This is a genomic window from Serratia sp. D1N4, assembly GCF_054552755.1.
Genome location: NZ_CM137274.1, coordinates 5,237,891 through 5,258,109 on the forward strand (window position 1 = coordinate 5,237,891; position 20,219 = coordinate 5,258,109).

The window sequence follows — 20,219 nt, forward strand, 5'->3', positions numbered from 1 at the left end:
CGGCGAAACTCTCGCCTGTTGTTCCAACCTTAGCCCCAGGTTACCAAATTAGCGCCTTTCCCTTGCGGTTATGATACTATTCTGGATAACCCATATAAATGAAATTGATAGAATGCTGCTCCGTTTATATCAGGTACTACTCTACCTTATCCAACCCCTGATCTGGCTTCGCTTACTGTTGCGCAGCCGCAAAGCACCAGCCTACCGTAAACGCTGGGCAGAACGCTATGGCTTCTGCGCCGGTAAAGTGGTGCCGGGCGGTATTATGCTGCATTCCGTTTCTGTCGGCGAAACGCTGGCAGCTATTCCGCTCGTGCGCGCACTACGCCATCGCTACCCTTATTTACCGATTACTGTGACCACAATGACGCCGACGGGTTCCGAGCGTGTGCAATCTGCTTTCGGTAACGACGTGCATCATGTTTATCTGCCTTATGATCTGCCCGGTTCTATGCGCCGTTTTCTCGACCAGGTGAATCCGAAGCTGGTGATCATTATGGAAACCGAACTCTGGCCAAATCTGATTAATGCGCTGCATCAACGCCAAATTCCACTGGTGATTGCCAATGCCCGTCTTTCTGTCCGTTCAGCCGCTGGTTATAAGAAAATCAGCGGATTCATTCGCGATATCCTGCGCCGCATTACTCTGATCGCAGCGCAGAATGAAGAAGACGGGGAACGCTTTATCGAACTGGGCCTGAAACGTTCACAGCTCACCGTGACCGGCAGCCTGAAATTCGATATTTCCGTTACGCCAGAATTGGCGGTACGCGCGGTAACGCTGCGCCGCCAATGGGCGCCGCGCCGCCCGGTGTGGATCGCCACCAGTACCCACGAAGGTGAAGAGGCCATTCTGCTGGAAGCGCATCGCAAACTGCTGGAAAAGCACCCTGACCTGCTGCTGATTCTGGTGCCACGCCATCCGGAACGCTTCCTCACCGCCAAAGAGTTGACACAGAAATCAGGCTTCAGTTACACCACCCGCAGTAGCGGCGAAATTCCCTCCAGCAGTACGCAGGTGGTGATCGGCGATACCATGGGTGAATTGATGTTGCTGTACGGTATTGCCGATCTGGCTTTTGTCGGCGGCAGCCTGGTGGCGCGCGGTGGGCATAATCCGCTGGAAGCGGCAGCGCATGCTATCCCGGTGCTGATGGGCCCGCATATCTTCAACTTCAAAGATATCTGTGCCAAGCTCTCGCAGGCTGGCGGGCTGATTGCCGTCACCGATGTGGATTCTCTGGTGAAGGAAGTAACAACGCTGCTGACGGACGAAGACTATCGCCGTTACCACGGCCGCCATGCGGTTGAAGTGCTGTATCAGAATCAGGGAGCGCTGCAGCGTCTGTTGCAATTGCTGGAGCCCTACTTGCCGCCGCGGAGCCACTAGATGAGCGATCGTAAAAGCCTGTCGGTGGTGATGATTGCTAAAGATGAAGCCGATCTGCTGCCTGAATGCCTGCAATCGGTGGCCTGGGCGGATGAAATCATCATGCTTGATTCCGGCAGCCAAGACGGTTCCGTCGCCCTAGCCGAGAGCCTGGGCGCCAAAGTTTTTACCCATACCGACTGGCAGGGCTTCGGCAAACAGCGGCAGCAAGCGCAAAGCTATGCCACTAAAGATTACGTTCTGATGATCGATGCCGATGAACGCGTGACGCCGGAGTTACGCCAATCAATCGAACAGGCGCTGGCAGCCGCAGACGACAGCGTGGTCTATAGTCTTGGCCGCCGCAATCTGTTTCTGGGCCGCTTTATGCGCCACAGCGGCTGGTATCCGGATCGGGTCAACCGTCTTTATGCTAATCAGCGCTACCGTTACAATGACGACCTGGTGCATGAATCCCTCAATACCAACGGCGCAAAAGTGATGCCGCTAAAGGGCGATCTGCTGCATCTGACCTGCCGCGATTTTTTTGCTTTCCAGCGCAAGCAGCTACATTACGCCGAGCAATGGGCCATTCAACGCCATCAGGCCGGTAAACGCTGCGGTTTTCTGTCTATTTTCACTCACACGGTGGGCGCTTTCTGCAAAACCTGGCTGCTACGTGCCGGTTTCCTTGATGGTAAACAGGGCTTGCTGTTAGCCGTGGTCAACGCGCAATATACCTTCAATAAATATGCCGCATTGTGGGCATTGGATCGTAACACAACCTTATAGCCTTCGAGATGTGGGTAGGCGGCAACTGAGTGAATCCCCAGGAGCTTACACAAGTAAGTAACTGGGGTGAGTGAAGGCAGCCAACACCCCCACATCTTTAAGGATGAAGGGTTTATTCAGAGAAGTGAATCATGACCACTAAAGCCATCTACCCAGGAACGTTCGATCCGATGACCAACGGCCATCTGGATTTAGTGACCCGCGCCTCATTGATGTTTGACCATGTGATTCTGGCCATTGCCGCCAGCTCAAGCAAAAAGCCCCTGTTTACGCTAGAAGAACGCGTGGCACTGGCTACGCAGGTAACCTCGCATCTGGATAATGTGGAAGTGCTCGGTTTCAGCGAGTTGATGGCACACTTTGCCGCTCATCAAAACGCTAACATTCTGGTTCGTGGGCTGCGAGCGGTGTCTGATTTCGAATATGAATTGCAGTTGGCGAATATGAACCGCCATCTGATGCCAACGCTTGAAAGCGTGTTCCTGATGCCGTCCGAAGAGTGGTCGTTTATCTCTTCTACCCTGGTGAAGGAAGTGGCACGCCATGGCGGCGACATCGCACCGTTCCTACCGGATGTCGTCACCAAGGCATTGATGGAAAAGCTCGCCGCAGAGTAAATCAGTGCTGGCAGCAGCGGCAAAAAAAGGTGCTGCGCTGCCCGTGCTTGGCGCTTTCAATCGGGGTTCCGCATACGCGGCAAGGCTCGCCTGCCCGGCCATAAACCTGCAGTTCCTGCGCAAAATAGCCAGGTTTTCCGTCTGATTGCAGAAAATCACGCAGCGTAGTGCCTCCCTGTTCAATAGAACGCAACAAGACTGCCTTGATGGTGGCCACCAGCAAATCCGCCTCCGCATGACTCAGTGAACTTGCCTGACGATCGGGCAGGATCCCGGCGGTAAACAGCGATTCGCTGGCATAGATATTCCCTACGCCCACCACTAACTTGTTGTCCATCAGCCAGGGTTTTATCAGCGTGCGTTTATTACGCGATTTTTCATACAGATAGTTGCCATCAAACGCCTCGCTCAGCGGTTCTGGGCCGAGATGAGTCAGCACGTTGCTCGTTGCCAGATCTTCGCACCACAGCCAGGCACCGAAACGGCGAGGATCGGTATAGCGCAGGATCATGCCGTTGCTCATCACCAGATCGACGTGGTCATGCTTGCCAGCTTCGGTTTCTTCCGCCAGCATGCGCAAGCTGCCAGACATCCCCAAGTGGACGATAATCCAGCCGTAATCCAGCTCGATCAGCAGATACTTGGCACGGCGTTGCACGCTGCGCACCGGCCGATCGCTCAGCATCAGGATCTGCTCGGAGACGGGCCAGCGCAGACGGGCATTACGCACTACTGCATACTGGATGTTATGGCCGACAAGATAAGGTTCAATGCCGCGGCGGCTGGTTTCGACTTCTGGTAATTCAGGCATGCTGCGCTCCCTTTCGTACACCTCATATAACAAAAAACCCGGCCTTAGCCGGGTTTTTATTAATCCACTAAAATTACTTAATTTTAGCTTCTTTGTAGATCACGTGTTGACGGACAACTGGATCGAATTTCTTCAGTTCCAATTTTTCCGGCTTAGTACGCTTGTTCTTCGTGGTGGTATAGAAGTGACCAGTACCAGCAGAAGAAACCAGCTTGATCTTCTCGCGAACACCTTTAGCCATGATTCAGTTCCTTAATACTTCTCACCACGGGCACGCAGATCGGCCAAGACCGTCTCAATACCCTTCTTATCAATAACACGCATACCTTTAGCAGATACACGCAGAGTTACAAAGCGCTTCTCAGCCTCAACCCAAAAACGGTGTGAGTGCAGGTTCGGCAGAAAACGGCGTTTGGTCGCGTTCATTGCGTGGGAACGGTTGTTACCGCTCACCGGGCGCTTGCCAGTAACTTGGCAGACTCGGGACATGTCTATTCTCCAAAAATCAAATCAGCTCGAGCTTCGTATAGGGTATGGCCGCCTCGTCAGGCTTTTAGAGCCCATCTCAGCAAACTTCACACTGAGGAGACTCTCGTCATCAGGTCAGAAACTACACATCAGGTTAGAAACCTGCTGAGATAGGCTCTTAACGCCAAACCCAAGATTCTCAAAGGTGGCGTAGTATACGCTCTGAAGCGTAAGTGCTCAAGTCCCGAACAGCTAAAGATCCCTCAAGGATCGCGAAAAAATGGCTTAAAGCCATCCGCGCTCGGCAAAAGAGACGCATTCACCCCGGCCTATAACCAAATGATCGAGCACTCGGATCTCCAATAACCGGCAGGCATTGACCACTTGCTCGGTTATCAAACGGTCGGCGTGGCTGGGTTCAGCCTTACCCGAAGGGTGATTATGCGCCAGAATGATGGCGGCTGCATTAGCCTTCAACGCTTCACGCACAATTTCTCTTGGGTGTACGACGACGCTGCTGATGGTACCAGCAAACATCTCCTGATGGCGAATAACCCGGTGCTGATTGTCCAAAAACAATACTAAAAACACCTCGCGCTCATGGTGAACCAGCAAACTGTGCAGATAATGCTGGGTTACTTTCGGATTCAGCAAGGCGTTTTCCAACAAATGCGGGCCAGAAAACAGCCGCAAAGCCAATTCCGAAATGGCCTGCAACTGGGCATAGGTGGCATTTCCCAACCCTTTCTGACTGGAGAATTGCGCATAATCTGCCGAAATCAAATGGTACAGCGAACCAAAATGAGCCAGTAACTGTTCTGCCCGCTGTAAAACGTGAATACCGGGCAAACCGGTACGCAGAAAGATCGCCAGCAGTTCCACGTCTGACAACGCCGCCGCACCATCGCGCATCAATTTCTCTCTCGGGGCCAACTCTCCCGGCCATAACGACATATCCTGGCTGCTCATCACTACCTCCCTGCAATCAACCGAGCATGCCATGAGGCATTCTGGATCGCGACAGGTGATTGATAACATTGCGAAGTATTGCGCAAACCGGAATGTAACTGGCTGCATACACAGCAGAATCGCTCACCTCGTCAACGGTTATGCTAAAATGCTGCATCTTTCGGTTTTCAATCGGACAATCATGATGACGGGACTTTCCGGCAAACATATTGTGCTTGGCATCAGCGGCGGCATTGCTGCCTATAAATGCCCTGAGCTGGTACGCCGCCTGCGCGACAGGGGCGCCGAGGTGCGGGTCGTCATGACTTCTGCAGCAAAAGCCTTTATCACCCCGCTCACATTGCAGGCCGTTTCCGGCTATCCAGTTTCTGACGATCTGCTGGATCCCGCAGCAGAAGCCGCCATGGGCCATATTGAATTAGGCAAATGGGCCGATCTGGTGATTCTGGCACCGGCCACAGCCGATCTGCTGGCACGCGTTGCCGCCGGTATGGCTAACGATCTGCTGACCACGGTCTGCCTGGCAACTGCTGCACCGATCGCCGCAGCGCCGGCCATGAACCAGCAGATGTACCGTGCCGCAGCTACGCAGGCCAATCTGCACACCCTGCAAACGCGTGGTATGTTGCTATGGGGGCCAGACAGCGGCAGCCAGGCCTGCGGTGACGTCGGGCCTGGCCGTATGCTGGATCCGCTGGACATCGTCGAACTGGCTAACGGTTATTTCTCCGCGTCACAGGATCTGCAACATTTAAAGCTTATGATCACCGCAGGCCCCACGCGTGAAGCGCTGGATCCCGTGCGTTTTATCAGCAATCACAGCTCCGGCAAGATGGGTTTTGCCATCGCACATGCGGCGGCGGCTCGCGGTGCGCAGGTAACGTTGGTTGCCGGGCCGGTTAGCCTATCGACGCCGCCCAAGGTGACGCGTATAGATGTCATCAGTGCTCTGGAGATGGAACAGGTGGTGCAGCAGCATGCCGCGCAGCAGAGCATTTTTATCGCCTGTGCCGCCGTGGCGGATTACCGCGCAGAACAGATTGCCGATGAAAAAATCAAAAAACAGGGTGATGAAATCACTCTCAAGATGATAAAAAACCCCGATATCGTCGCAGGTGTGGCCGCGATGAACAAAAATCGTCCGTTTGTTGTCGGGTTTGCGGCCGAAACCCAGAATGTGGAAGAATACGCGCGACAAAAACTGGCGCGGAAGAAACTGGATTTAATCTGCGCTAACGATGTATCGCTTGCAGAGCACGGTTTCAACAGTGATACCAATGCCCTGCATCTTTTTTGGCAGGATGGAGAAAAGCGCCTTCCGCACAGCGACAAGGCACTCCTTGGCCAACGTTTACTAGACGAGATAGTCAGCCGTTATGATGAAAAAAATCGACGTTAAGATCCTCGACCCGCGTATCGGTCAGGATTTCCCTTTACCAACCTACGCCACCCCTGGCTCTGCCGGCCTGGATCTGCGGGCCTGCCTGGATAGCGCGGTTGAACTGGCTCCAGGTGAAACTACCTTGCTGCCTACCGGCCTGGCCATTCATATCGCCGATACCGATCTGGCGGCGGTGATCCTGCCACGTTCCGGGTTGGGGCATAAACACGGCATAGTGCTGGGTAACCTGGTAGGGCTGATCGATTCCGATTATCAAGGCCAGTTGATGGTCTCCGTATGGAACCGTGGCCAAAAAACCTTCACCATTGAACCGGGTGAACGCATCGCACAGATGGTGTTTGTACCGGTCGTGCAGGCCGAATTCAATCTGGTGACCGAATTCGACAGCAGCGAACGCGGTGCCGGTGGTTTTGGCCACTCTGGCCGCCACTAAGTTCAGCCCGTGATGTGATAGCCGAAGCCGACATGCCGCGTCAGAGAGAAGGAAATCTTTATGGCAAGGTTTGTTCGGCAATGAAAGTACCGCGCACCCGATCGCGTAGAGAATAATGGTTGAACAGACCATTGGCCCAAACACCATAAAAAACGATGACATAAGCCGCCTGGAGTTTGCTCTGCCGCGGTCAGTGTTTGGGTTCTTGAGAATCTATACCCAATGGATTGCAAAACAAAGGGGTATAACCGTTTTAGCAAAGGTCTAATCAAACATGGCAGAGAAAGAAAATACGAAAAGGAATCGGCGCGAGGAAATACTGCAGGCGTTAGCCCAGATGCTGGAATCCAGCGACGGCAGCCAGCGTATTACCACAGCAAAGCTTGCCGCAAACGTTGGTGTCTCTGAGGCTGCCCTTTACCGGCATTTTCCCAGCAAGACACGGATGTTTGACAGCCTGATCGAGTTCATTGAAGACAGCCTGATATCACGCATCAACCTGATCTTGCAGGATGAGAAAGAGACGTTCAACCGCCTGCGCCTGATTCTGTTGCTGATATTGGGGTTTGCTGAGCGCAATCCGGGGCTGACACGCATCATGACCGGGCACGCATTGATGTTTGAACAGGATCGCCTACAGGGCAGAATCAACCAGTTGTTTGAACGTATCGAGGCACAGCTACGCCAGGTACTGAAAGAACGGAAACTGCGCGAAGGCAAAGGTTTTGTCATGGACGAAACACTGCTGGCCAGCCAATTGCTGGCCTTCTGCGAAGGTATGCTGTCGCGCTATATCCGCTCCGAATTCCGCTACCGCCCGACGCAGGATTTCGATGCACGCTGGCCACTATTGGCGTCACAACTGCAATAATCGCTACTATTGCAGCGTGAAAGATAATGATAACGCCGGGTTTATGCCCGGCGTTATCATGTTAAACGCCGTATTGTTCGCGATACGCCCGCACTGCCGCCAAATGGCTCGCCATTTCTGGTTTCTCTTCCAGATACGCAATCAAATCTTTCAGGGTAATAATGGAGATCACTTTGCAGTGATAATCACGCTCAACTTCCTGAATCGCAGACACATCGGCACGGCCACGCTCCTGACGATCGAGAGAAATCAGCACCCCCGCCAGTGTAGCGTTATTGGCACTGATGACTTCCATTGATTCGCGGATTGCCGTGCCCGCCGTAATCACATCATCCACCAACATCACACGCCCCTGTAATGGACTGCCCACCAGCAGGCCACCTTCGCCATGATCTTTGGCTTCCTTACGGTTGAAGCAATACGGCACATCACGCTCATGATGTTCCGCCAACGCCACCGCCGTGGTGGTGGCAATCGGGATCCCTTTATAGGCTGGGCCGAACAGCAGATCAAAATCAATGCCGGAATCAACCAATGCTTCTGCATAGAAACGCCCTAACAGCGCAAGATCACGCCCGGTGTTAAACAAGCCGGCATTGAAGAAATATGGGCTGACACGGCCGGATTTCAGGGTGAATTCACCGAACTTCAATACCTGTTTGTTAAGCGCAAACTCGATAAACTGGCGCTGATAGGCTTTCATTACTGCATCTCCTCGTCTGGTTCTGTTACGTCTGTTCTACTGCCGCCCGATCACCGGGCGTAAAAAAGGCGACTTCTCCGTCGCCTTCAAAAATCAATCTGCCAGCGCCGCTTTCTGCGCTTGGAAAATGGTTTCGATGCCCCCTCGGGCCAGTGCCAGCAACGCCAGCAGCTCATCATGGCTGAACGGTTCGCCCTCAGCAGTGCCTTGCACCTCGATCATGCGGCCATCCTCCATCATCACTACGTTCATATCAGTTTCTGCGGCGGAATCTTCAACGTATTCCAGATCGCACAACGCTTCGCCGTTAACGATGCCCACCGAAACCGCAGCCACCAACCCTTTCATCGGATTAGCCTTCAGCTTGCCAGCGGCCACCAGCGCATTAAGCGCATCGGCCAATGCCACACAGGCACCAGAAATAGACGCGGTACGAGTGCCGCCGTCAGCCTGCAACACGTCGCAGTCCAAGGTAATAGTGAACTCGCCGAGTTTTTTCAGATCGACTGCCGCACGCAGCGAACGAGCGATCAGGCGCTGGATTTCCAGCGTGCGGCCACCCTGTTTGCCTTTGGCGGCTTCGCGGGCATTACGGCTGTGGGTAGAACGCGGCAGCATACCGTATTCTGCGGTGATCCAACCCTGACCCTGGCCTTTCAGGAAGCGCGGAACGCCTTCTTCAACCGTGGCGGTGCACAAAACTTTGGTATCGCCAAACTCAACCAGCACTGAACCTTCAGCGTGTTTCGTATAGTGACGGGTCAATGTCAGGGGGCGAACTTGTTGTGGTGCTCTGCCTGCAGGACGCATGGGCTCTCTCCGGCTTCTAATCAACGTTTGGCTGCGCATTATACGGGCTTCGTGACGTTATGCCTATCTTGGCCGCAGGTGCAACGCTATAATCGTTTCATCTTTTCCTATTACGGGTACGCATCAATGATCCGCAGCATGACCGCCTACGCCCGGCGTGAAATCAAGGGTGAATGGGGCAGCGCAGCTTGGGAGCTGCGTTCCGTTAACCAACGCTACTTAGAAACCTACATCCGCCTGCCAGAGCAGTTCCGCAGCCTTGAGCCGGTGATCCGTGAGCGTATCCGTGGCCGCCTGACGCGCGGCAAAGTGGAATGTAACCTGCGTTTCGAACTCGATCCCAGCGCGCAAAGTTCGCTTATTTTGAATGAAAAACTGGCTAAACAGCTGGTCGAAGCCGCTAACTGGGTCAAAATGCAAAGCGACGAAGGGGAAATCAACCCTATCGACGTACTGCGCTGGCCGGGCGTTATGTCCGCTCAGGAACAGGATCTGGATACCATCAGTGCGCAATTGATGCAGGCGCTGGAAGGCGCGCTGGATGACTTTATTACCGCGCGCGAAAGCGAAGGTACTGCGCTGAAAGCCATGATCGAACAACGCCTTGACGGCGTGAGCGCTGAAGTACTCAAAGTGCGTGCACAGATGCCAAATGTCCTGCAATGGCAGCGTGAGCGCCTGGTCAGCAAGCTGGAAGAAGCACAGGTTCAGTTAGAAAATACCCGCCTGGAGCAGGAACTGGTGCTGATGGCGCAGCGTATTGACGTGGCAGAAGAGCTGGATCGCCTGGAAGCGCACGTGAAAGAAACGCACAACATCCTGAAAAAGAAAGAAGCCGTTGGCCGCCGCCTCGACTTTATGATGCAGGAGTTCAATCGCGAATCGAACACGCTGGCCTCAAAATCCATTAATGCCGATGTCACCACTTCTGCCATTGAGCTGAAGGTGTTGATCGAGCAGATGCGTGAGCAAATTCAGAACATTGAATAAACATTCAGTAAGCTGAAAAAAACCAGACAGCCCGTATAACAGCGGGCTTTTTTGTCATGAGCTAGCATAAGGAATCAATAAAGCACAGAGCCCACGTATACCAAAATGTGTACCAACTACGCCACTAAATCAATATTGAATTAGACGTTTTCAAGCAACTCTATTCTTTAAAAATCATATTAAATAATATCTTTTCCATCTTAACAGTGTGAATAATAAAAGACTTCTCTATTAACACTGACCATAAGCAATACTACACACTAATGCCCAATCAAATGGCTTTATAAGATAAGTTGATTCTCCCCTTACCCAAATACCCTTGATCTTATGACGTGACCTGCGCACGCAAATACGCCAATGCACTTTGGCTGTAGCTCTCGTCTTGAGCCAGTTTTGGGATCAGACCCTGAGCTTCCAGAACCGTACCAATATGGTGCAATTCTTGATGCTGTGGGAGCACATCGGCAAAAGCATTGAGTAGGATAATCGATGGCATGATCTTGTCTGCGCAAGTGCCAACCGCACCAGGTTCGTCCCCTCTGGCTGGGCAAGGAAGATTATCCGCATTACGACACTGACATGCCTGTAACAAAGTAATTGCCTGTTGAATCTCATGACTCCATGGCATAACAACATTCCCCTAGATTTATCTCTATGCCAACATATGAAAAATAAACGATCGTTAGCACGCGTTAATTATTCACAGCAGAAGAACAACTTGTAAACCAAGCTGGCTTCGTATGACAAGATAAATTTTTCCAAGAATTGCACATTGATGTAGGTCACATTGTATAAAGATAGCTAAGGCTTTTCTATTCTTAGCCTTGGGTGTTCACTGAGTGATTTAAGTCTAAGTACATACCAAGCCTCTATTTATTACTCAATTGCTCAACCAGCGTCTGGCTCTGCTGAATAAAATGGCGGCTCTCTTCACTGTTCTGCTGCATGAGGCTGACAAACAGCAAATCAATGATGGTGTTTTGCGCCGTCCTGGCAGCAATCGAGGAGCTGCGCCAGCGTGTCTCATCGGCGATGGTATCCAACGTGTAGTCCGCGAGCTCTCTCAGAGGATTATGCTGTAAGGAAGTGATGGCAATCAGCGTGGCCCCCCTTTTCTTGGCGACATCTGCCGCGATCAGTATCTCCCGGCGTTTGCCGGAAAATGAAATAATAATCTGCACATCGGCTGGGCTCAGGGATTGGGCAACCGTGATTTGGACGTGGCTGTCCAACTCATTCATCACCGAATAGCCAATCTTCATCAGCTTATAGGCGAGATCTTTGGCAATTAACGACGAACCACCCACACCGATAATCTGAACACGCTTGGCCGCCTGAATATGTGACACCACCTGCTGTAACTGAGCAAAATCGAGGCTGTCGGTGGTATCGCGCAACGCCTGCTGTTTCTCCAGAAATAACTTCTCGGCGATATCCGGCAGGCTGTCATTGCTGTTGATACCATTATGAATGTGTGAAATATGCAGCTTCTGCTCTGACGCCTGCTGCCCCCACTCTTCAATTAGCGCTATTTTGAGGTGGGTAAAGCCTTTCATTCCCAGCTTCTGAGCAAATTTAATAATGCTGGATTGGCTAACCCCCAGAATCATCGCCAAGCTCTGTGAGGAGAGCTGTTTTAGTTTATCAGGGTTTTCCAGCACATAATCAGCGATCTTACGCTCGCCGGGGGTGAATAACTCTTTGTTATGAATTATCTTTTGCGTGTATCTCATCGCGGTGGTGACTCACATTATCAACAAAAAAGCAGGCTCTACCGGGCTATCTTACGCTGCCAGTACTTAAAAACAACCTGGGGTATAGACAGGGGGCCATGGCAAGTTGATAACGGTCACATAATCACCATAAAAATAAAATATCTATTGATTTGATTATCATTGGAATTAATTATTCCAACATTATTCGGATATGTTTTGAGACAGTAATGAAAATTGATTTATCTACCCTGGTTACCGAGAGTCGGAATCAGGCCAGTGAAAATATTGATACTTTACCGACGTTGGAGATGCTTAAGGTTATCAATGCCGAAGATCAAAAGGTTACTTTGGCGGTAGAGTTGGTGTTACCACAGGTAGCGCTGGCGGTGGATGCCATTAGCGCGGCCTTTACCCACGGCGGGCGCTTGATTTACTGCGGTGCGGGGACTTCCGGGCGCTTGGGCATTCTAGATGCCAGCGAATGTCCACCAACCTATGGCACCCCACGTGAACAGGTGATCGGCCTGATTGCTGGGGGGCATCCCGCTATTTTACAGGCGGTAGAAAACGCCGAAGACAATGAAGCCCAAGGGGAACAGGATCTGCGTGACCTGAATTTTAATGCCAGCGATGTACTTGTCGGCATCGCGGCAAGCGGGCGCACACCTTACGTCATGGGGGCCATGCGTTACGCCCGCACTCAAGGGGCAACGGTGGTGGCTCTGACCTGCAACCAGAACAGTGAAATGAGCCAGTTGGCCGATATTGCTATCGAACCGATAGTGGGGAGCGAAGTAGTCACCGGTTCATCACGCATGAAGGCGGCAACGGCACAAAAATTGGTGCTTAATATGCTGAGTACCGGCGCGATGATCCGCATCGGTAAAGTCTATGGCAACCTGATGGTGGACGTTGAGGCCACCAACGCCAAGCTGGTACAACGGCAAGTAAACATCGTCATGCAGGCAACGGCGTGCAGCCACCAGCGTGCCTCCGAAGCCTTGGACGCATGCGGGCGCCACTGTAAAACAGCGATCGTCATGATACTGGCCAACCTTTCGGCCACCGAAGCCAGTACGATTTTAAAACACAATAACGGTTTTATCCGCGCAGTCTTATCAGGAACAGGACGTCAATCCGATGGCGAAAATCAATGAAGCAATGATCGAACAAATTTTGGGTCATGTTGGCGGTAGCAATAATATTGCTATTTGCGGTAACTGCATGACACGGCTGCGCCTAACCCTGAGAGACAGAGAGCGGGTAGACCGTGATGCGTTGAAAAAAATGGCTGGCGTGATGGGGGTGATTGAAGGTGACGATCAGTTGCAAATCGTCCTGGGCCCCGGCAAGGCACAAACCGCCGCTGAAATGATGAATACCTTGCTGAGCCGTACTGAGCAGAACACCGCTGACGAGCCCAAAGATCTTAACGCAATCGCTTCGGAGAATAAAAAGCAGCTCAAATCCAAGCAAAGCAGCGCTATCCATCAATTTTTCAGCAAGTTTGCTACCATCTTTACCCCGCTGATCCCCGGTTTTATTGCCGCAGGGCTGCTGCTGGGGATTGCGACTCTGCTCGAACAAAGTATGGTTCTCGGCGTTGAGTCTCCCAACCCCTGGCTAATCAGCGCCATTGGCTATATGAAAGTATTCAGTAAAGGCCTGTTTGCCTTCTTGAGTATTCTGATCGGCCATAATGCACAAAAAGCCTTTGGCGGTACGGGAGTGAATGGAGCCATCATCGCTTCGCTGTTTGTACTGGGCTACGTACCCGATGCCAAAGTGGGTTACTACTCCGGCATCGACAACTTCTTTGGCCTGCCTATCGATCCTAGAGGCAGCATTATCGGCGTGCTGATTGCCACGATTATGGGAGCCTGGGTCGAACGAACAGTACGGAAATTTATTCCCGATAATCTGGATATGATACTGACCTCAGTCATCACTCTGCTGATTATGGGCGCGGTGACTTTCGTGGTCATCATGCCGGTCGGAGGGGAACTGTTTAAAGGGATGTCGTGGCTGTTCTTACACCTGAATGGCAACCCGTTTGGCAGCGCCGTTCTGGCAGGTCTGTTCCTGCTGGCGGTTATGTTCGGTATTCATCAGGGGTTTGTTCCAGTCTATTTCGCTTTGATGGACGCGCAGGGTTTCAACTCGCTATTTCCGATCCTGGCCATGGCTGGCGGCGGGCAAGTGGGTGCTTCAATGGCGCTGTTCGCCAGAGCAAAAGCAGGCTCGGTGCTGCGCACCCAGATCAAGGGTGCCATCATTCCAGGTATTCTTGGCATTGGTGAACCACTGATTTATGGCGTGACGTTGCCTAGAGTGAAACCTTTTATCACCGCCTGTCTCGGGGGTGCCGTTGGTGGGTTCTTCATCGGGATGATTGCGTACCTGGGATTGCCGGTTGGTCTCAACACCGTCTTTGGCCCGTCAGGCATTGTATCTATTCCGCTGATGACGTCTGCACAGGGCATTTATGCCGGGATCATGGTCTACGTTGCCGGGCTACTGGTGTCTTATACAGCAGGTTTTATTATTACCTGGTTCTTCGGCAGCAAGAATGTTGATTTGAGTTAACGACCCGATAACCGGGGGCGGACTTACCCCCCCGGTTAGCCTCATGCTGACGAGCGGCTGCAAATTAGGTATAAGTAACTTTTTTCTAGCCTGCATGCTGTTCGGACTGTCTATGTCGCAAATTCTGCACTTTACTTTGGCGTTGGTCGTTATCATCGCCCTCGCGTTATTGGTCAGCAATGATCGTAAGAAAATCCGCCCACGCTATATTATCCAGCTTCTGGTGACTGAAGCGATTCTGGCCTATTTCTTCCTGCATTCGGAAAGCGGCCTGGGTGTGATTAAGCACGTGGCTAGTTTCTTTGAAACCCTGTTGACCTTTGCTGCACAGGGCTCTGACTTCGTTTTCGGTGGCATGAGCAAAGAGGGGTTATCGTTTATCTTCCTCGGCGTTTTGTGCCCGATTATCTTTATCTCTGCGTTGATCGGTATTTTGCAGCATTTCCGTATCTTACCGCTGATTATCCGCGCGGTAGGTACGCTGCTCTCCAAAGTGAACGGCATGGGTAAGTTGGAGTCTTTCAACGCCGTCAGCACTTTGGTACTTGGCCAATCTGAAAACTTTATTGCTTACAAAGGCATTATTGCGGATATCTCCCCGCGCCGGATGTACACCATGGCCGCCACTGCCATGTCGACGGTATCAATGTCGATCGTCGGCGCTTATATGGTGATGATCGACGCCCGATACGTGGTAGCGGCGTTAATCCTCAACATGTTCAGCACCTTTATCATTCTTTCTATTATCAATCCCTATCAGGTTGAAGATGAGCCGGAACTGAAGCTGAACAAACTGCATGAAGACCAGAGCTTCTTTGAAATGCTGGGGGAATACATTCTGGCGGGTTTCAAAATCGCCATGATTATTGCCGCTATGCTGATCGGGTTTATTGCACTCATCGCAGCGGTGAACGCCATCTTTGCGGCGATTTTTGGCATCAGCTTCCAGCAAATCCTAGGCTACGTGTTCTATCCGCTGGCCTGGCTGATCGGCATCCCGGCAAGCGATGCGCTGCAGGCTGGCAGTATTATGGCTACCAAGCTGGTCGCCAATGAGTTTGTCGCGATGATTGAACTGAAAAAAATCGCCGCAGAAATGTCCCCGCGTGGATTGGGTATTCTCTCGGTCTTCCTGGTGTCCTTCGCCAACTTTGCTTCCATCGGCATTGTTGCTGGCGCCATCAAGGGCCTAAATGAGCAACAGGGCAACGTCGTTTCACGTTTCGGCCTGAAACTGGTTTATGGCTCAACTCTGGTCAGCCTGCTTTCAGCGGCGGTCGCCGGGCTGGTGCTCTAAATGGGGTTCCCGGCTTGTCGCTTGCGCAGCAAGCCGGGAACGTATCAAAACCCCACGCACACCGGCGTATCAACCCGCATCACGGAATCCTGAATAAACTGCTGTTTATAATGGCTACGCAGCGCTTCTATCTTCTGCTCACTTTCCGCACCCGATGGGTGAATCAACATCAGCGCTTTGCTGTTTTCTCGCGCCAGCTTGCCATCGTTACCCAACCATTGCCCTTTGGCATCAAATACCGATAGCCCTTCTTTAAAACGCGGGGTCACTTGTTGATCAACAAAAGACTGCCACTCCGCTGCGGTAATCGCAGGTCCTACCGGGCGGTTCAAGCCAAAATAGAGCGTGGTCTGCGTCAACGGATCGCCAACGCTGCAAAATGGTACCGACTTTTGCGGCGTAGCCTTCTGGGCTGGCGCAACACAGCCGTTCAACAACATGGCTATTGCAACAACCGCTGCCAGCATTACGTTGTGTCTCATTTTATTTTCACTTTCCTTAAAATGGTTACTCTGGAACAGAGCTGAATATCATAGAAAACAGCCCAGAAAGTATAAATCACCGTCTGGAATTACCCATAATTATCTAATCCATTTACCGTATACTGTGCCAAGTAGGCTTTATTAATAGGTATAGTAAGCTCACCTATCATTAGATTAAGTAATCCGAAGTGAGATCCTTTAGAAAAACTCAGTCGCGCATTCACTGCTCGACCGTTACCCTCTAGCAATTGCACCTTAATTTCCCACCTTGTGAATCCCCCCTATGTTACTGCTCGTTCTTTACATCATTGGCATCACTGCTGAAGCCATGACCGGAGCCCTGGCCGCTGGCCGCCGCCGAATGGATATGTTTGGCGTGATCTTTATTGCTTCGGCTACCGCCATTGGTGGCGGTTCAGTGCGCGATATGCTGCTGGGGCATTTTCCACTGAGCTGGGTCAAACACCCCGAATATATTGTTATCGTGGCTATCGCCGCGATTGTGACGACCTGGCTGGCACCTTTGATGCGCCATTTGCGCCGCCTGTTTCTGGTGTTGGACGCTATCGGGCTGATTGTCTTCTCCATCATCGGGGCACAGGTGGCGCTGGACATGGGCCATAGCCCAATCATCGCTGCCATTGCTGCGGTGATTACCGGCGTATTCGGCGGCATTTTGCGCGATATGTTCTGTAACCGCATCCCGCTGGTTTTCCAGAAAGAAATCTATGCTGGCATCGCTTTCGCTGCTGCCTGGCTGTATATCGGTCTGCAACACCTTAGCCTGCCGCATAACATGGTGGTTATTATCACGCTGGCTGTTGGCCTCAGCGCCCGCCTGCTGGCATTGCGCTTCCGCCTCGGCCTGCCGGTATTTAACTATCAGCATCCTGATCATTAATACCGCGTCACGTTATTCGGCCGGGCCCAGCATTATGGGATGATTAGATAACGTTTCGAACCCGTTGATTTCTTGCTCTGCCAAGGTTTTTGCCAACCCGAGCATGACCGGTGATTGTAAAAAGGCCTGGAGTTGCCCGGCTCTTTTAGCGCCAATTCCAGCCACTTTCTGCCAATTTTCTGGCGTTATCTGCTGCATTTGTTGCCAGTTTTGCGCTTGTGCTCCGATAACCTGAATAGGTGAAAGCGGTGCTCCTAGCGCGATCAGCCAGCGTTCGAAGGGCTGCTGCCGCGCTTGGCGAAACCGCTGATAGAGTGACTGCGCACGCTTGTTGCCAATGCCCGGTATGTCGTTCAACTGATCCGGGGTTAATACTAACCAATCGAGCAAATCGTCAACCAAGCCCTGATCGATTAACGACTGCCACCCAGCCTCATTCAGGCCGCTCATGTTCAATCCGTGAGTGCCACTTAGCCATACCAGACGAGCCAGAAACTGCTGACGACAACCGGGCTGTAGCGTAAAGCAGCTCAACGGATGGTAGTTTTCCGGATTGGGGGCCACGGGAACCTGTCGTTCTACCGCTCGCCACACCACGCGATTAAAATGCGGAATACCGTGCCCCATCAAGCTGATGGCAATATGGTCACCCGGCGCAATATCCCATTTCTGCCATAGTGACAACGAGCCAACGTTAACGCGCCGGATCCATTTGTCGTCCATCCGTACCGGCTCCAGAAGCAACACCACGGTGATTTTTCCGGTACGGCCAACGCCAAATTCTACATTCGTCACCCTGGCTACCTGCTGGGCCGGTGGGTATTTCCATGCAACCGCCCAATCGCCAGGTTTGGCTTGCCAGTAACGCCCCTCAGGTACCGACCCTTGGTGGATAACAATACCGTCAGTCACAAATGGCAAAGGGTCACGATGCCAAGATGTGCGCCACTGCTCCACCTCATCCAGCGTATTGACCGGTTTTGAGTATTGCTGGGTGAACGCAAAACCCATCGCAGTAAGCTGCTGCAAACGTTCGGCCATATTCGGTGGGCCATCAGGCCACGCCCAGACAAACAGGCCGAGCTGTTTCAGCTCCGGGGAAAGTTGCTTGCGCATCAGCATGCCGGCAGCTTTTGCCCGCGCATTGATCCCCCCAAGCCTTTGCTGGCGGTGATCGTTCACCATCAGGAACAACTCCCCCTGTAACACTAATTGTGCGGGGGCACTCGGCAAATCTTGGGGAACCGCGGGAATGGCTTTGACCTTTTCCAGCCAATCTTCACCTTTCTCCCCGTTGCCCCTGCTGATAGCGCTGACCAGCTTTCCTTGCTGATAGACCAACGTGACGGCCACGCCATCAATCTTGGGCTGAACCCACAGGTCACTACGCCCTTGCATCCATTGCCCCACGGCCACGCGATCTGGCAGCTTGCGCAAACCGGTCTGGGTAACAGGATGCAGCGTTTTACCTTCCGGTAAAACCAGCCTGACGTCTGCCAATGGCTCCTTACCGGCGCAATTTTGCCAATGTTGCAGTTGCTGCAGCAAGCTGTCGTAAATCTCGTCATCAACCAAGCTACGACCCTGACGGTAATAAGCCTCATCCCAGCGCTCTAACTGGCTATTTAACGCCGTTATCTCCAACTGCAATCTTTCTGGCCGCCAGCTTGGGCAGGTTTGGGCCCATGCCGTGCTACACAGCAGCCCTACGGCTATTAGCATAATCCTTGTGTAATTACTGTACCCCGACATCGCACACCTCCTTGGTGCAGGGCAGTAAAAACGGAAACTGAATGATTGGCGATGGCTAAAAATCAAAAATGCAAAGTGGTTCCAGAAAGGAATGAACGTTTGCTGAAAACGCCGAAAATTTCCAGAGATGCTGCGCAAATTGGCTTTTTTCCCCTGTTTTTAACAGAAAGCAGCGGCCAAAATGCGACCCAACGCTGCATACCGGGCTTTAGCCGTGTATACTGTGCGGAGAAAATACACATCTGCTGTTACTGGCTTATCAACCGCTATCAACGAACATCATCATGGCTCAAGGCACGCTTTATATTGTCTCTGCACCTAGCGGCGCAGGGAAATCAAGTCTGATTCAGGCTTTGTTAAAGACGCAACCGCTGTACGACACGCAGGTTTCGGTTTCACACACCACGCGCGACAGTCGCCCGGGTGAGAATCACGGCGAACATTATTTCTTCGTCTCTAAAGACGAATTTCGCCATATGATTGAGCGGGATGAGTTTCTTGAGCACGCCGAAGTGTTTGGCAACTATTACGGCACGTCGCGTGTTGCAATTGAGCAAGTGCTATCGACCGGTGTCGATGTCTTCCTGGATATCGACTGGCAAGGGGCGCAGCAGATCCGTGCCAAAATGCCCCAGTCGCGCAGCATCTTTATCCTGCCGCCATCAAAGGAAGAGCTGGGTCGCCGCCTGAGGGGCCGCGGGCAAGACGCTGATGAGGTGATCGCCAGGCGCATGGCGCAGGCCGTTGCAGAGATGACGCACTACGCGGAGTATGATTATTTAATCGTGAATGATGATTTCGATCTGGCACTGTCCGATCTGAAAACCATTATTCGCGCCGAACGCTTGCGTTTGGGCCGACAAATGCTGCGGCATGACGCTTTAATCAGCAAACTATTGGCAGACTGAAGACAGTTTCAGTATTATGCCCAGTCTTTTCGTCACCTGTGGAGTAGCACAAATATGGCACGCGTAACTGTTCAAGACGCTGTAGAGAAAATTGGTAACCGTTTTGACCTGGTGTTGGTCGCTGCTCGTCGGGCGCGTCAAATCCAGACCGGTGGTAAAGACGCTCTGGTACCAGAAGAGAATGATAAGTACACCGTTATCGCTCTGCGCGAAATCGAAGAAGGGCTGATCAACAGCCAGATCCTTGATGTGCGTGAGCGCCAGGAGCAGCAAGAGCAGGAAGCCGCAGAGATTCAAGCGGTTACCGCAATTGCTGAAGGTCGTCGTTAATTAGACTGTGAGT

General features: G+C 52.2%; 24 protein-coding genes. 14 read left to right on the forward strand and 10 right to left on the reverse strand.

Features of this window, described 5'->3' with window-relative positions; all coding sequences use genetic code 11:
• Nucleotides 1-112: 112 nt before the first annotated feature.
• From waaA to coaD, 3 genes are all read left to right on the forward strand, one after another.
• A complete protein-coding gene (waaA, locus tag ACX1CU_RS23560; RefSeq protein ID WP_459400587.1) occupies nt 113-1,390 on the forward strand; it encodes a lipid IV(A) 3-deoxy-D-manno-octulosonic acid transferase in 1,278 nt (425 codons plus the stop codon).
• Nucleotides 1,391-2,161: a glycosyltransferase family 2 protein gene (locus ACX1CU_RS23565; RefSeq protein WP_459400588.1), complete on the forward strand. Its 771-nt coding sequence runs from the start codon at nt 1,391-1,393 to the stop codon at nt 2,159-2,161.
• Between the two features lie 131 nt (nt 2,162-2,292).
• A complete protein-coding gene (gene coaD / locus ACX1CU_RS23570; RefSeq protein ID WP_459400589.1) occupies nt 2,293-2,778 on the forward strand; it encodes a pantetheine-phosphate adenylyltransferase in 486 nt (161 codons plus the stop codon).
• Nucleotide 2,779: 1 nt separating this feature from the next.
• On the opposite strand, the gene mutM is transcribed toward coaD, so the two are convergent.
• The 4 genes from mutM to radC form a co-directional block, all read right to left on the reverse strand.
• Nucleotides 2,780-3,589 carry a bifunctional DNA-formamidopyrimidine glycosylase/DNA-(apurinic or apyrimidinic site) lyase gene (gene mutM / locus ACX1CU_RS23575; protein WP_459400590.1) on the reverse strand — a complete coding sequence of 270 codons (810 nt, stop codon included), beginning with the start codon at nt 3,587-3,589 and terminating at the stop codon, nt 2,780-2,782.
• A gap of 73 nt (nt 3,590-3,662) precedes the next feature.
• The gene (gene rpmG, locus ACX1CU_RS23580; protein WP_004392084.1) at nt 3,663-3,830 is read right to left on the reverse strand and encodes a 50S ribosomal protein L33; all 168 of its coding nucleotides are present in this window, start codon (nt 3,828-3,830) and stop codon (nt 3,663-3,665) included.
• An 11-nt stretch (nt 3,831-3,841) separates the two neighbouring features.
• On the reverse strand, nt 3,842-4,078 hold the full coding sequence (gene rpmB / locus ACX1CU_RS23585; RefSeq protein ID WP_004931195.1) for a 50S ribosomal protein L28: 237 nt from the start codon (nt 4,076-4,078) through the stop codon (nt 3,842-3,844).
• Nucleotides 4,079-4,342: 264 nt separating this feature from the next.
• Entirely contained in the window at nt 4,343-5,026 is a 684-nt protein-coding gene (radC, locus tag ACX1CU_RS23590; protein WP_459400591.1) for a RadC family protein, read from the reverse strand.
• 181 nt (nt 5,027-5,207) lie between these two features.
• Here radC and coaBC point away from each other — a divergent pair, with 181 nt between their 5' ends.
• The 3 genes from coaBC (at nt 5,208) to slmA (ending at nt 7,732) form a co-directional block, all read left to right on the forward strand.
• Nucleotides 5,208-6,425, forward strand: coding sequence for a bifunctional phosphopantothenoylcysteine decarboxylase/phosphopantothenate--cysteine ligase CoaBC (gene coaBC / locus ACX1CU_RS23595; protein ID WP_459400592.1), 1,218 nt, complete (start codon nt 5,208-5,210; stop codon nt 6,423-6,425).
• On the forward strand, nt 6,403-6,861 hold the full coding sequence (gene dut, locus ACX1CU_RS23600) for a dUTP diphosphatase (RefSeq protein WP_459400593.1): 459 nt from the start codon (nt 6,403-6,405) through the stop codon (nt 6,859-6,861). Before coaBC ends, dut begins: the two co-directional genes overlap by 23 nt.
• Before the next feature lie 274 nt (nt 6,862-7,135).
• Nucleotides 7,136-7,732: a nucleoid occlusion factor SlmA gene (gene slmA / locus ACX1CU_RS23605; RefSeq protein ID WP_459400594.1), complete on the forward strand. Its 597-nt coding sequence runs from the start codon at nt 7,136-7,138 to the stop codon at nt 7,730-7,732.
• Between the two features lie 61 nt (nt 7,733-7,793).
• On the opposite strand, the gene pyrE is transcribed toward slmA, so the two are convergent.
• Both pyrE and rph read right to left on the reverse strand, forming a co-directional pair.
• On the reverse strand, nt 7,794-8,435 hold the full coding sequence (pyrE, locus tag ACX1CU_RS23610) for an orotate phosphoribosyltransferase (RefSeq protein ID WP_459400595.1): 642 nt from the start codon (nt 8,433-8,435) through the stop codon (nt 7,794-7,796).
• 93 nt (nt 8,436-8,528) lie between these two features.
• Nucleotides 8,529-9,245 carry a ribonuclease PH gene (gene rph, locus ACX1CU_RS23615; protein WP_076943943.1) on the reverse strand — a complete coding sequence of 239 codons (717 nt, stop codon included), beginning with the start codon at nt 9,243-9,245 and terminating at the stop codon, nt 8,529-8,531.
• Between the two features lie 126 nt (nt 9,246-9,371).
• On the opposite strand from rph, the gene ACX1CU_RS23620 reads away from it, so the two are divergent.
• Nucleotides 9,372-10,235 (forward strand): YicC/YloC family endoribonuclease, encoded by an 864-nt coding sequence (locus tag ACX1CU_RS23620; protein WP_459400596.1) that lies wholly within the window; start codon nt 9,372-9,374, stop codon nt 10,233-10,235.
• 325 nt (nt 10,236-10,560) lie between these two features.
• Here ACX1CU_RS23620 and ACX1CU_RS23625 read toward each other — a convergent pair whose 3' ends face one another.
• Both ACX1CU_RS23625 and ACX1CU_RS23630 read right to left on the reverse strand, forming a co-directional pair.
• Nucleotides 10,561-10,863 carry a hypothetical protein gene (locus tag ACX1CU_RS23625; protein ID WP_459400597.1) on the reverse strand — a complete coding sequence of 101 codons (303 nt, stop codon included), beginning with the start codon at nt 10,861-10,863 and terminating at the stop codon, nt 10,561-10,563.
• Between the two features lie 241 nt (nt 10,864-11,104).
• Nucleotides 11,105-11,968, reverse strand: a complete 864-nt coding sequence (locus ACX1CU_RS23630) for an SIS domain-containing protein (protein ID WP_459400598.1) — start codon at nt 11,966-11,968, stop codon at nt 11,105-11,107.
• Nucleotides 11,969-12,177: 209 nt separating this feature from the next.
• Here ACX1CU_RS23630 and murQ point away from each other — a divergent pair, with 209 nt between their 5' ends.
• From murQ to ACX1CU_RS23645, 3 genes are all read left to right on the forward strand, one after another.
• The gene (gene murQ / locus ACX1CU_RS23635) at nt 12,178-13,107 is read left to right on the forward strand and encodes an N-acetylmuramic acid 6-phosphate etherase (protein WP_459400599.1); all 930 of its coding nucleotides are present in this window, start codon (nt 12,178-12,180) and stop codon (nt 13,105-13,107) included.
• Nucleotides 13,091-14,536 (forward strand): PTS N-acetylmuramic acid transporter subunit IIBC, encoded by a 1,446-nt coding sequence (murP, locus tag ACX1CU_RS23640; protein ID WP_459400600.1) that lies wholly within the window; start codon nt 13,091-13,093, stop codon nt 14,534-14,536. Before murQ ends, murP begins: the two co-directional genes overlap by 17 nt.
• Nucleotides 14,537-14,648: 112 nt before the next feature.
• Entirely contained in the window at nt 14,649-15,833 is a 1,185-nt protein-coding gene (locus ACX1CU_RS23645; RefSeq protein ID WP_459400601.1) for a NupC/NupG family nucleoside CNT transporter, read from the forward strand.
• A gap of 44 nt (nt 15,834-15,877) precedes the next feature.
• On the opposite strand, the gene ACX1CU_RS23650 is transcribed toward ACX1CU_RS23645, so the two are convergent.
• Nucleotides 15,878-16,315: a DUF3574 domain-containing protein gene (locus ACX1CU_RS23650; RefSeq protein WP_459400602.1), complete on the reverse strand. Its 438-nt coding sequence runs from the start codon at nt 16,313-16,315 to the stop codon at nt 15,878-15,880.
• Nucleotides 16,316-16,598: 283 nt separating this feature from the next.
• Between ACX1CU_RS23650 and ACX1CU_RS23655 the strand changes: the two genes are divergently transcribed.
• Complete coding sequence (locus ACX1CU_RS23655) at nt 16,599-17,216, forward strand: trimeric intracellular cation channel family protein (protein WP_459400603.1); 618 nt, start codon at nt 16,599-16,601, stop codon at nt 17,214-17,216.
• Between the two features lie 12 nt (nt 17,217-17,228).
• Here the strand turns inward: ACX1CU_RS23655 and ligB are convergent, their stop codons facing one another.
• Nucleotides 17,229-18,938: an NAD-dependent DNA ligase LigB gene (gene ligB, locus ACX1CU_RS23660; protein WP_459400604.1), complete on the reverse strand. Its 1,710-nt coding sequence runs from the start codon at nt 18,936-18,938 to the stop codon at nt 17,229-17,231.
• A gap of 81 nt (nt 18,939-19,019) precedes the next feature.
• Here ligB and ACX1CU_RS23665 point away from each other — a divergent pair, with 81 nt between their 5' ends.
• Genes ACX1CU_RS23665 through rpoZ form a run of 3 tightly spaced genes read left to right on the forward strand, consistent with a single transcriptional unit; the run spans nt 19,020 to nt 20,206 of the window.
• Entirely contained in the window at nt 19,020-19,313 is a 294-nt protein-coding gene (locus ACX1CU_RS23665) for a hypothetical protein (protein WP_459400605.1), read from the forward strand.
• A complete protein-coding gene (gmk, locus tag ACX1CU_RS23670) occupies nt 19,253-19,876 on the forward strand; it encodes a guanylate kinase (RefSeq protein WP_459400606.1) in 624 nt (207 codons plus the stop codon). Before ACX1CU_RS23665 ends, gmk begins: the two co-directional genes overlap by 61 nt.
• 54 nt (nt 19,877-19,930) lie before the next feature.
• A complete protein-coding gene (gene rpoZ / locus ACX1CU_RS23675; protein ID WP_024482945.1) occupies nt 19,931-20,206 on the forward strand; it encodes a DNA-directed RNA polymerase subunit omega in 276 nt (91 codons plus the stop codon).
• Nucleotides 20,207-20,219 lie beyond the last annotated feature (13 nt).

What these genes read in the sequence shown, in the direction of transcription:
- waaA (WP_459400587.1), top strand. Translation starts at nt 113, where the DNA reads ATGCTGCTCCGTTTATATCAGGTACTACTCTACCTTATCCAACCCCTG.
- ACX1CU_RS23565 (WP_459400588.1), top strand. Translation starts at nt 1,391, where the DNA reads ATGAGCGATCGTAAAAGCCTGTCGGTGGTGATGATTGCTAAAGATGAA.
- coaD (WP_459400589.1), top strand. Translation starts at nt 2,293, where the DNA reads ATGACCACTAAAGCCATCTACCCAGGAACGTTCGATCCGATGACCAAC.
- mutM (WP_459400590.1), bottom strand. Translation starts at nt 3,589, where the DNA reads ATGCCTGAATTACCAGAAGTCGAAACCAGCCGCCGCGGCATTGAACCT.
- rpmG (WP_004392084.1), bottom strand. Translation starts at nt 3,830, where the DNA reads ATGGCTAAAGGTGTTCGCGAGAAGATCAAGCTGGTTTCTTCTGCTGGT.
- rpmB (WP_004931195.1), bottom strand. Translation starts at nt 4,078, where the DNA reads ATGTCCCGAGTCTGCCAAGTTACTGGCAAGCGCCCGGTGAGCGGTAAC.
- radC (WP_459400591.1), bottom strand. Translation starts at nt 5,026, where the DNA reads ATGAGCAGCCAGGATATGTCGTTATGGCCGGGAGAGTTGGCCCCGAGA.
- coaBC (WP_459400592.1), top strand. Translation starts at nt 5,208, where the DNA reads ATGATGACGGGACTTTCCGGCAAACATATTGTGCTTGGCATCAGCGGC.
- dut (WP_459400593.1), top strand. Translation starts at nt 6,403, where the DNA reads ATGATGAAAAAAATCGACGTTAAGATCCTCGACCCGCGTATCGGTCAG.
- slmA (WP_459400594.1), top strand. Translation starts at nt 7,136, where the DNA reads ATGGCAGAGAAAGAAAATACGAAAAGGAATCGGCGCGAGGAAATACTG.
- pyrE (WP_459400595.1), bottom strand. Translation starts at nt 8,435, where the DNA reads ATGAAAGCCTATCAGCGCCAGTTTATCGAGTTTGCGCTTAACAAACAG.
- rph (WP_076943943.1), bottom strand. Translation starts at nt 9,245, where the DNA reads ATGCGTCCTGCAGGCAGAGCACCACAACAAGTTCGCCCCCTGACATTG.
- ACX1CU_RS23620 (WP_459400596.1), top strand. Translation starts at nt 9,372, where the DNA reads ATGATCCGCAGCATGACCGCCTACGCCCGGCGTGAAATCAAGGGTGAA.
- ACX1CU_RS23625 (WP_459400597.1), bottom strand. Translation starts at nt 10,863, where the DNA reads ATGCCATGGAGTCATGAGATTCAACAGGCAATTACTTTGTTACAGGCA.
- ACX1CU_RS23630 (WP_459400598.1), bottom strand. Translation starts at nt 11,968, where the DNA reads ATGAGATACACGCAAAAGATAATTCATAACAAAGAGTTATTCACCCCC.
- murQ (WP_459400599.1), top strand. Translation starts at nt 12,178, where the DNA reads ATGAAAATTGATTTATCTACCCTGGTTACCGAGAGTCGGAATCAGGCC.
- murP (WP_459400600.1), top strand. Translation starts at nt 13,091, where the DNA reads ATGGCGAAAATCAATGAAGCAATGATCGAACAAATTTTGGGTCATGTT.
- ACX1CU_RS23645 (WP_459400601.1), top strand. Translation starts at nt 14,649, where the DNA reads ATGTCGCAAATTCTGCACTTTACTTTGGCGTTGGTCGTTATCATCGCC.
- ACX1CU_RS23650 (WP_459400602.1), bottom strand. Translation starts at nt 16,315, where the DNA reads ATGAGACACAACGTAATGCTGGCAGCGGTTGTTGCAATAGCCATGTTG.
- ACX1CU_RS23655 (WP_459400603.1), top strand. Translation starts at nt 16,599, where the DNA reads ATGTTACTGCTCGTTCTTTACATCATTGGCATCACTGCTGAAGCCATG.
- ligB (WP_459400604.1), bottom strand. Translation starts at nt 18,938, where the DNA reads ATGCTAATAGCCGTAGGGCTGCTGTGTAGCACGGCATGGGCCCAAACC.
- ACX1CU_RS23665 (WP_459400605.1), top strand. Translation starts at nt 19,020, where the DNA reads ATGGCTAAAAATCAAAAATGCAAAGTGGTTCCAGAAAGGAATGAACGT.
- gmk (WP_459400606.1), top strand. Translation starts at nt 19,253, where the DNA reads ATGGCTCAAGGCACGCTTTATATTGTCTCTGCACCTAGCGGCGCAGGG.
- rpoZ (WP_024482945.1), top strand. Translation starts at nt 19,931, where the DNA reads ATGGCACGCGTAACTGTTCAAGACGCTGTAGAGAAAATTGGTAACCGT.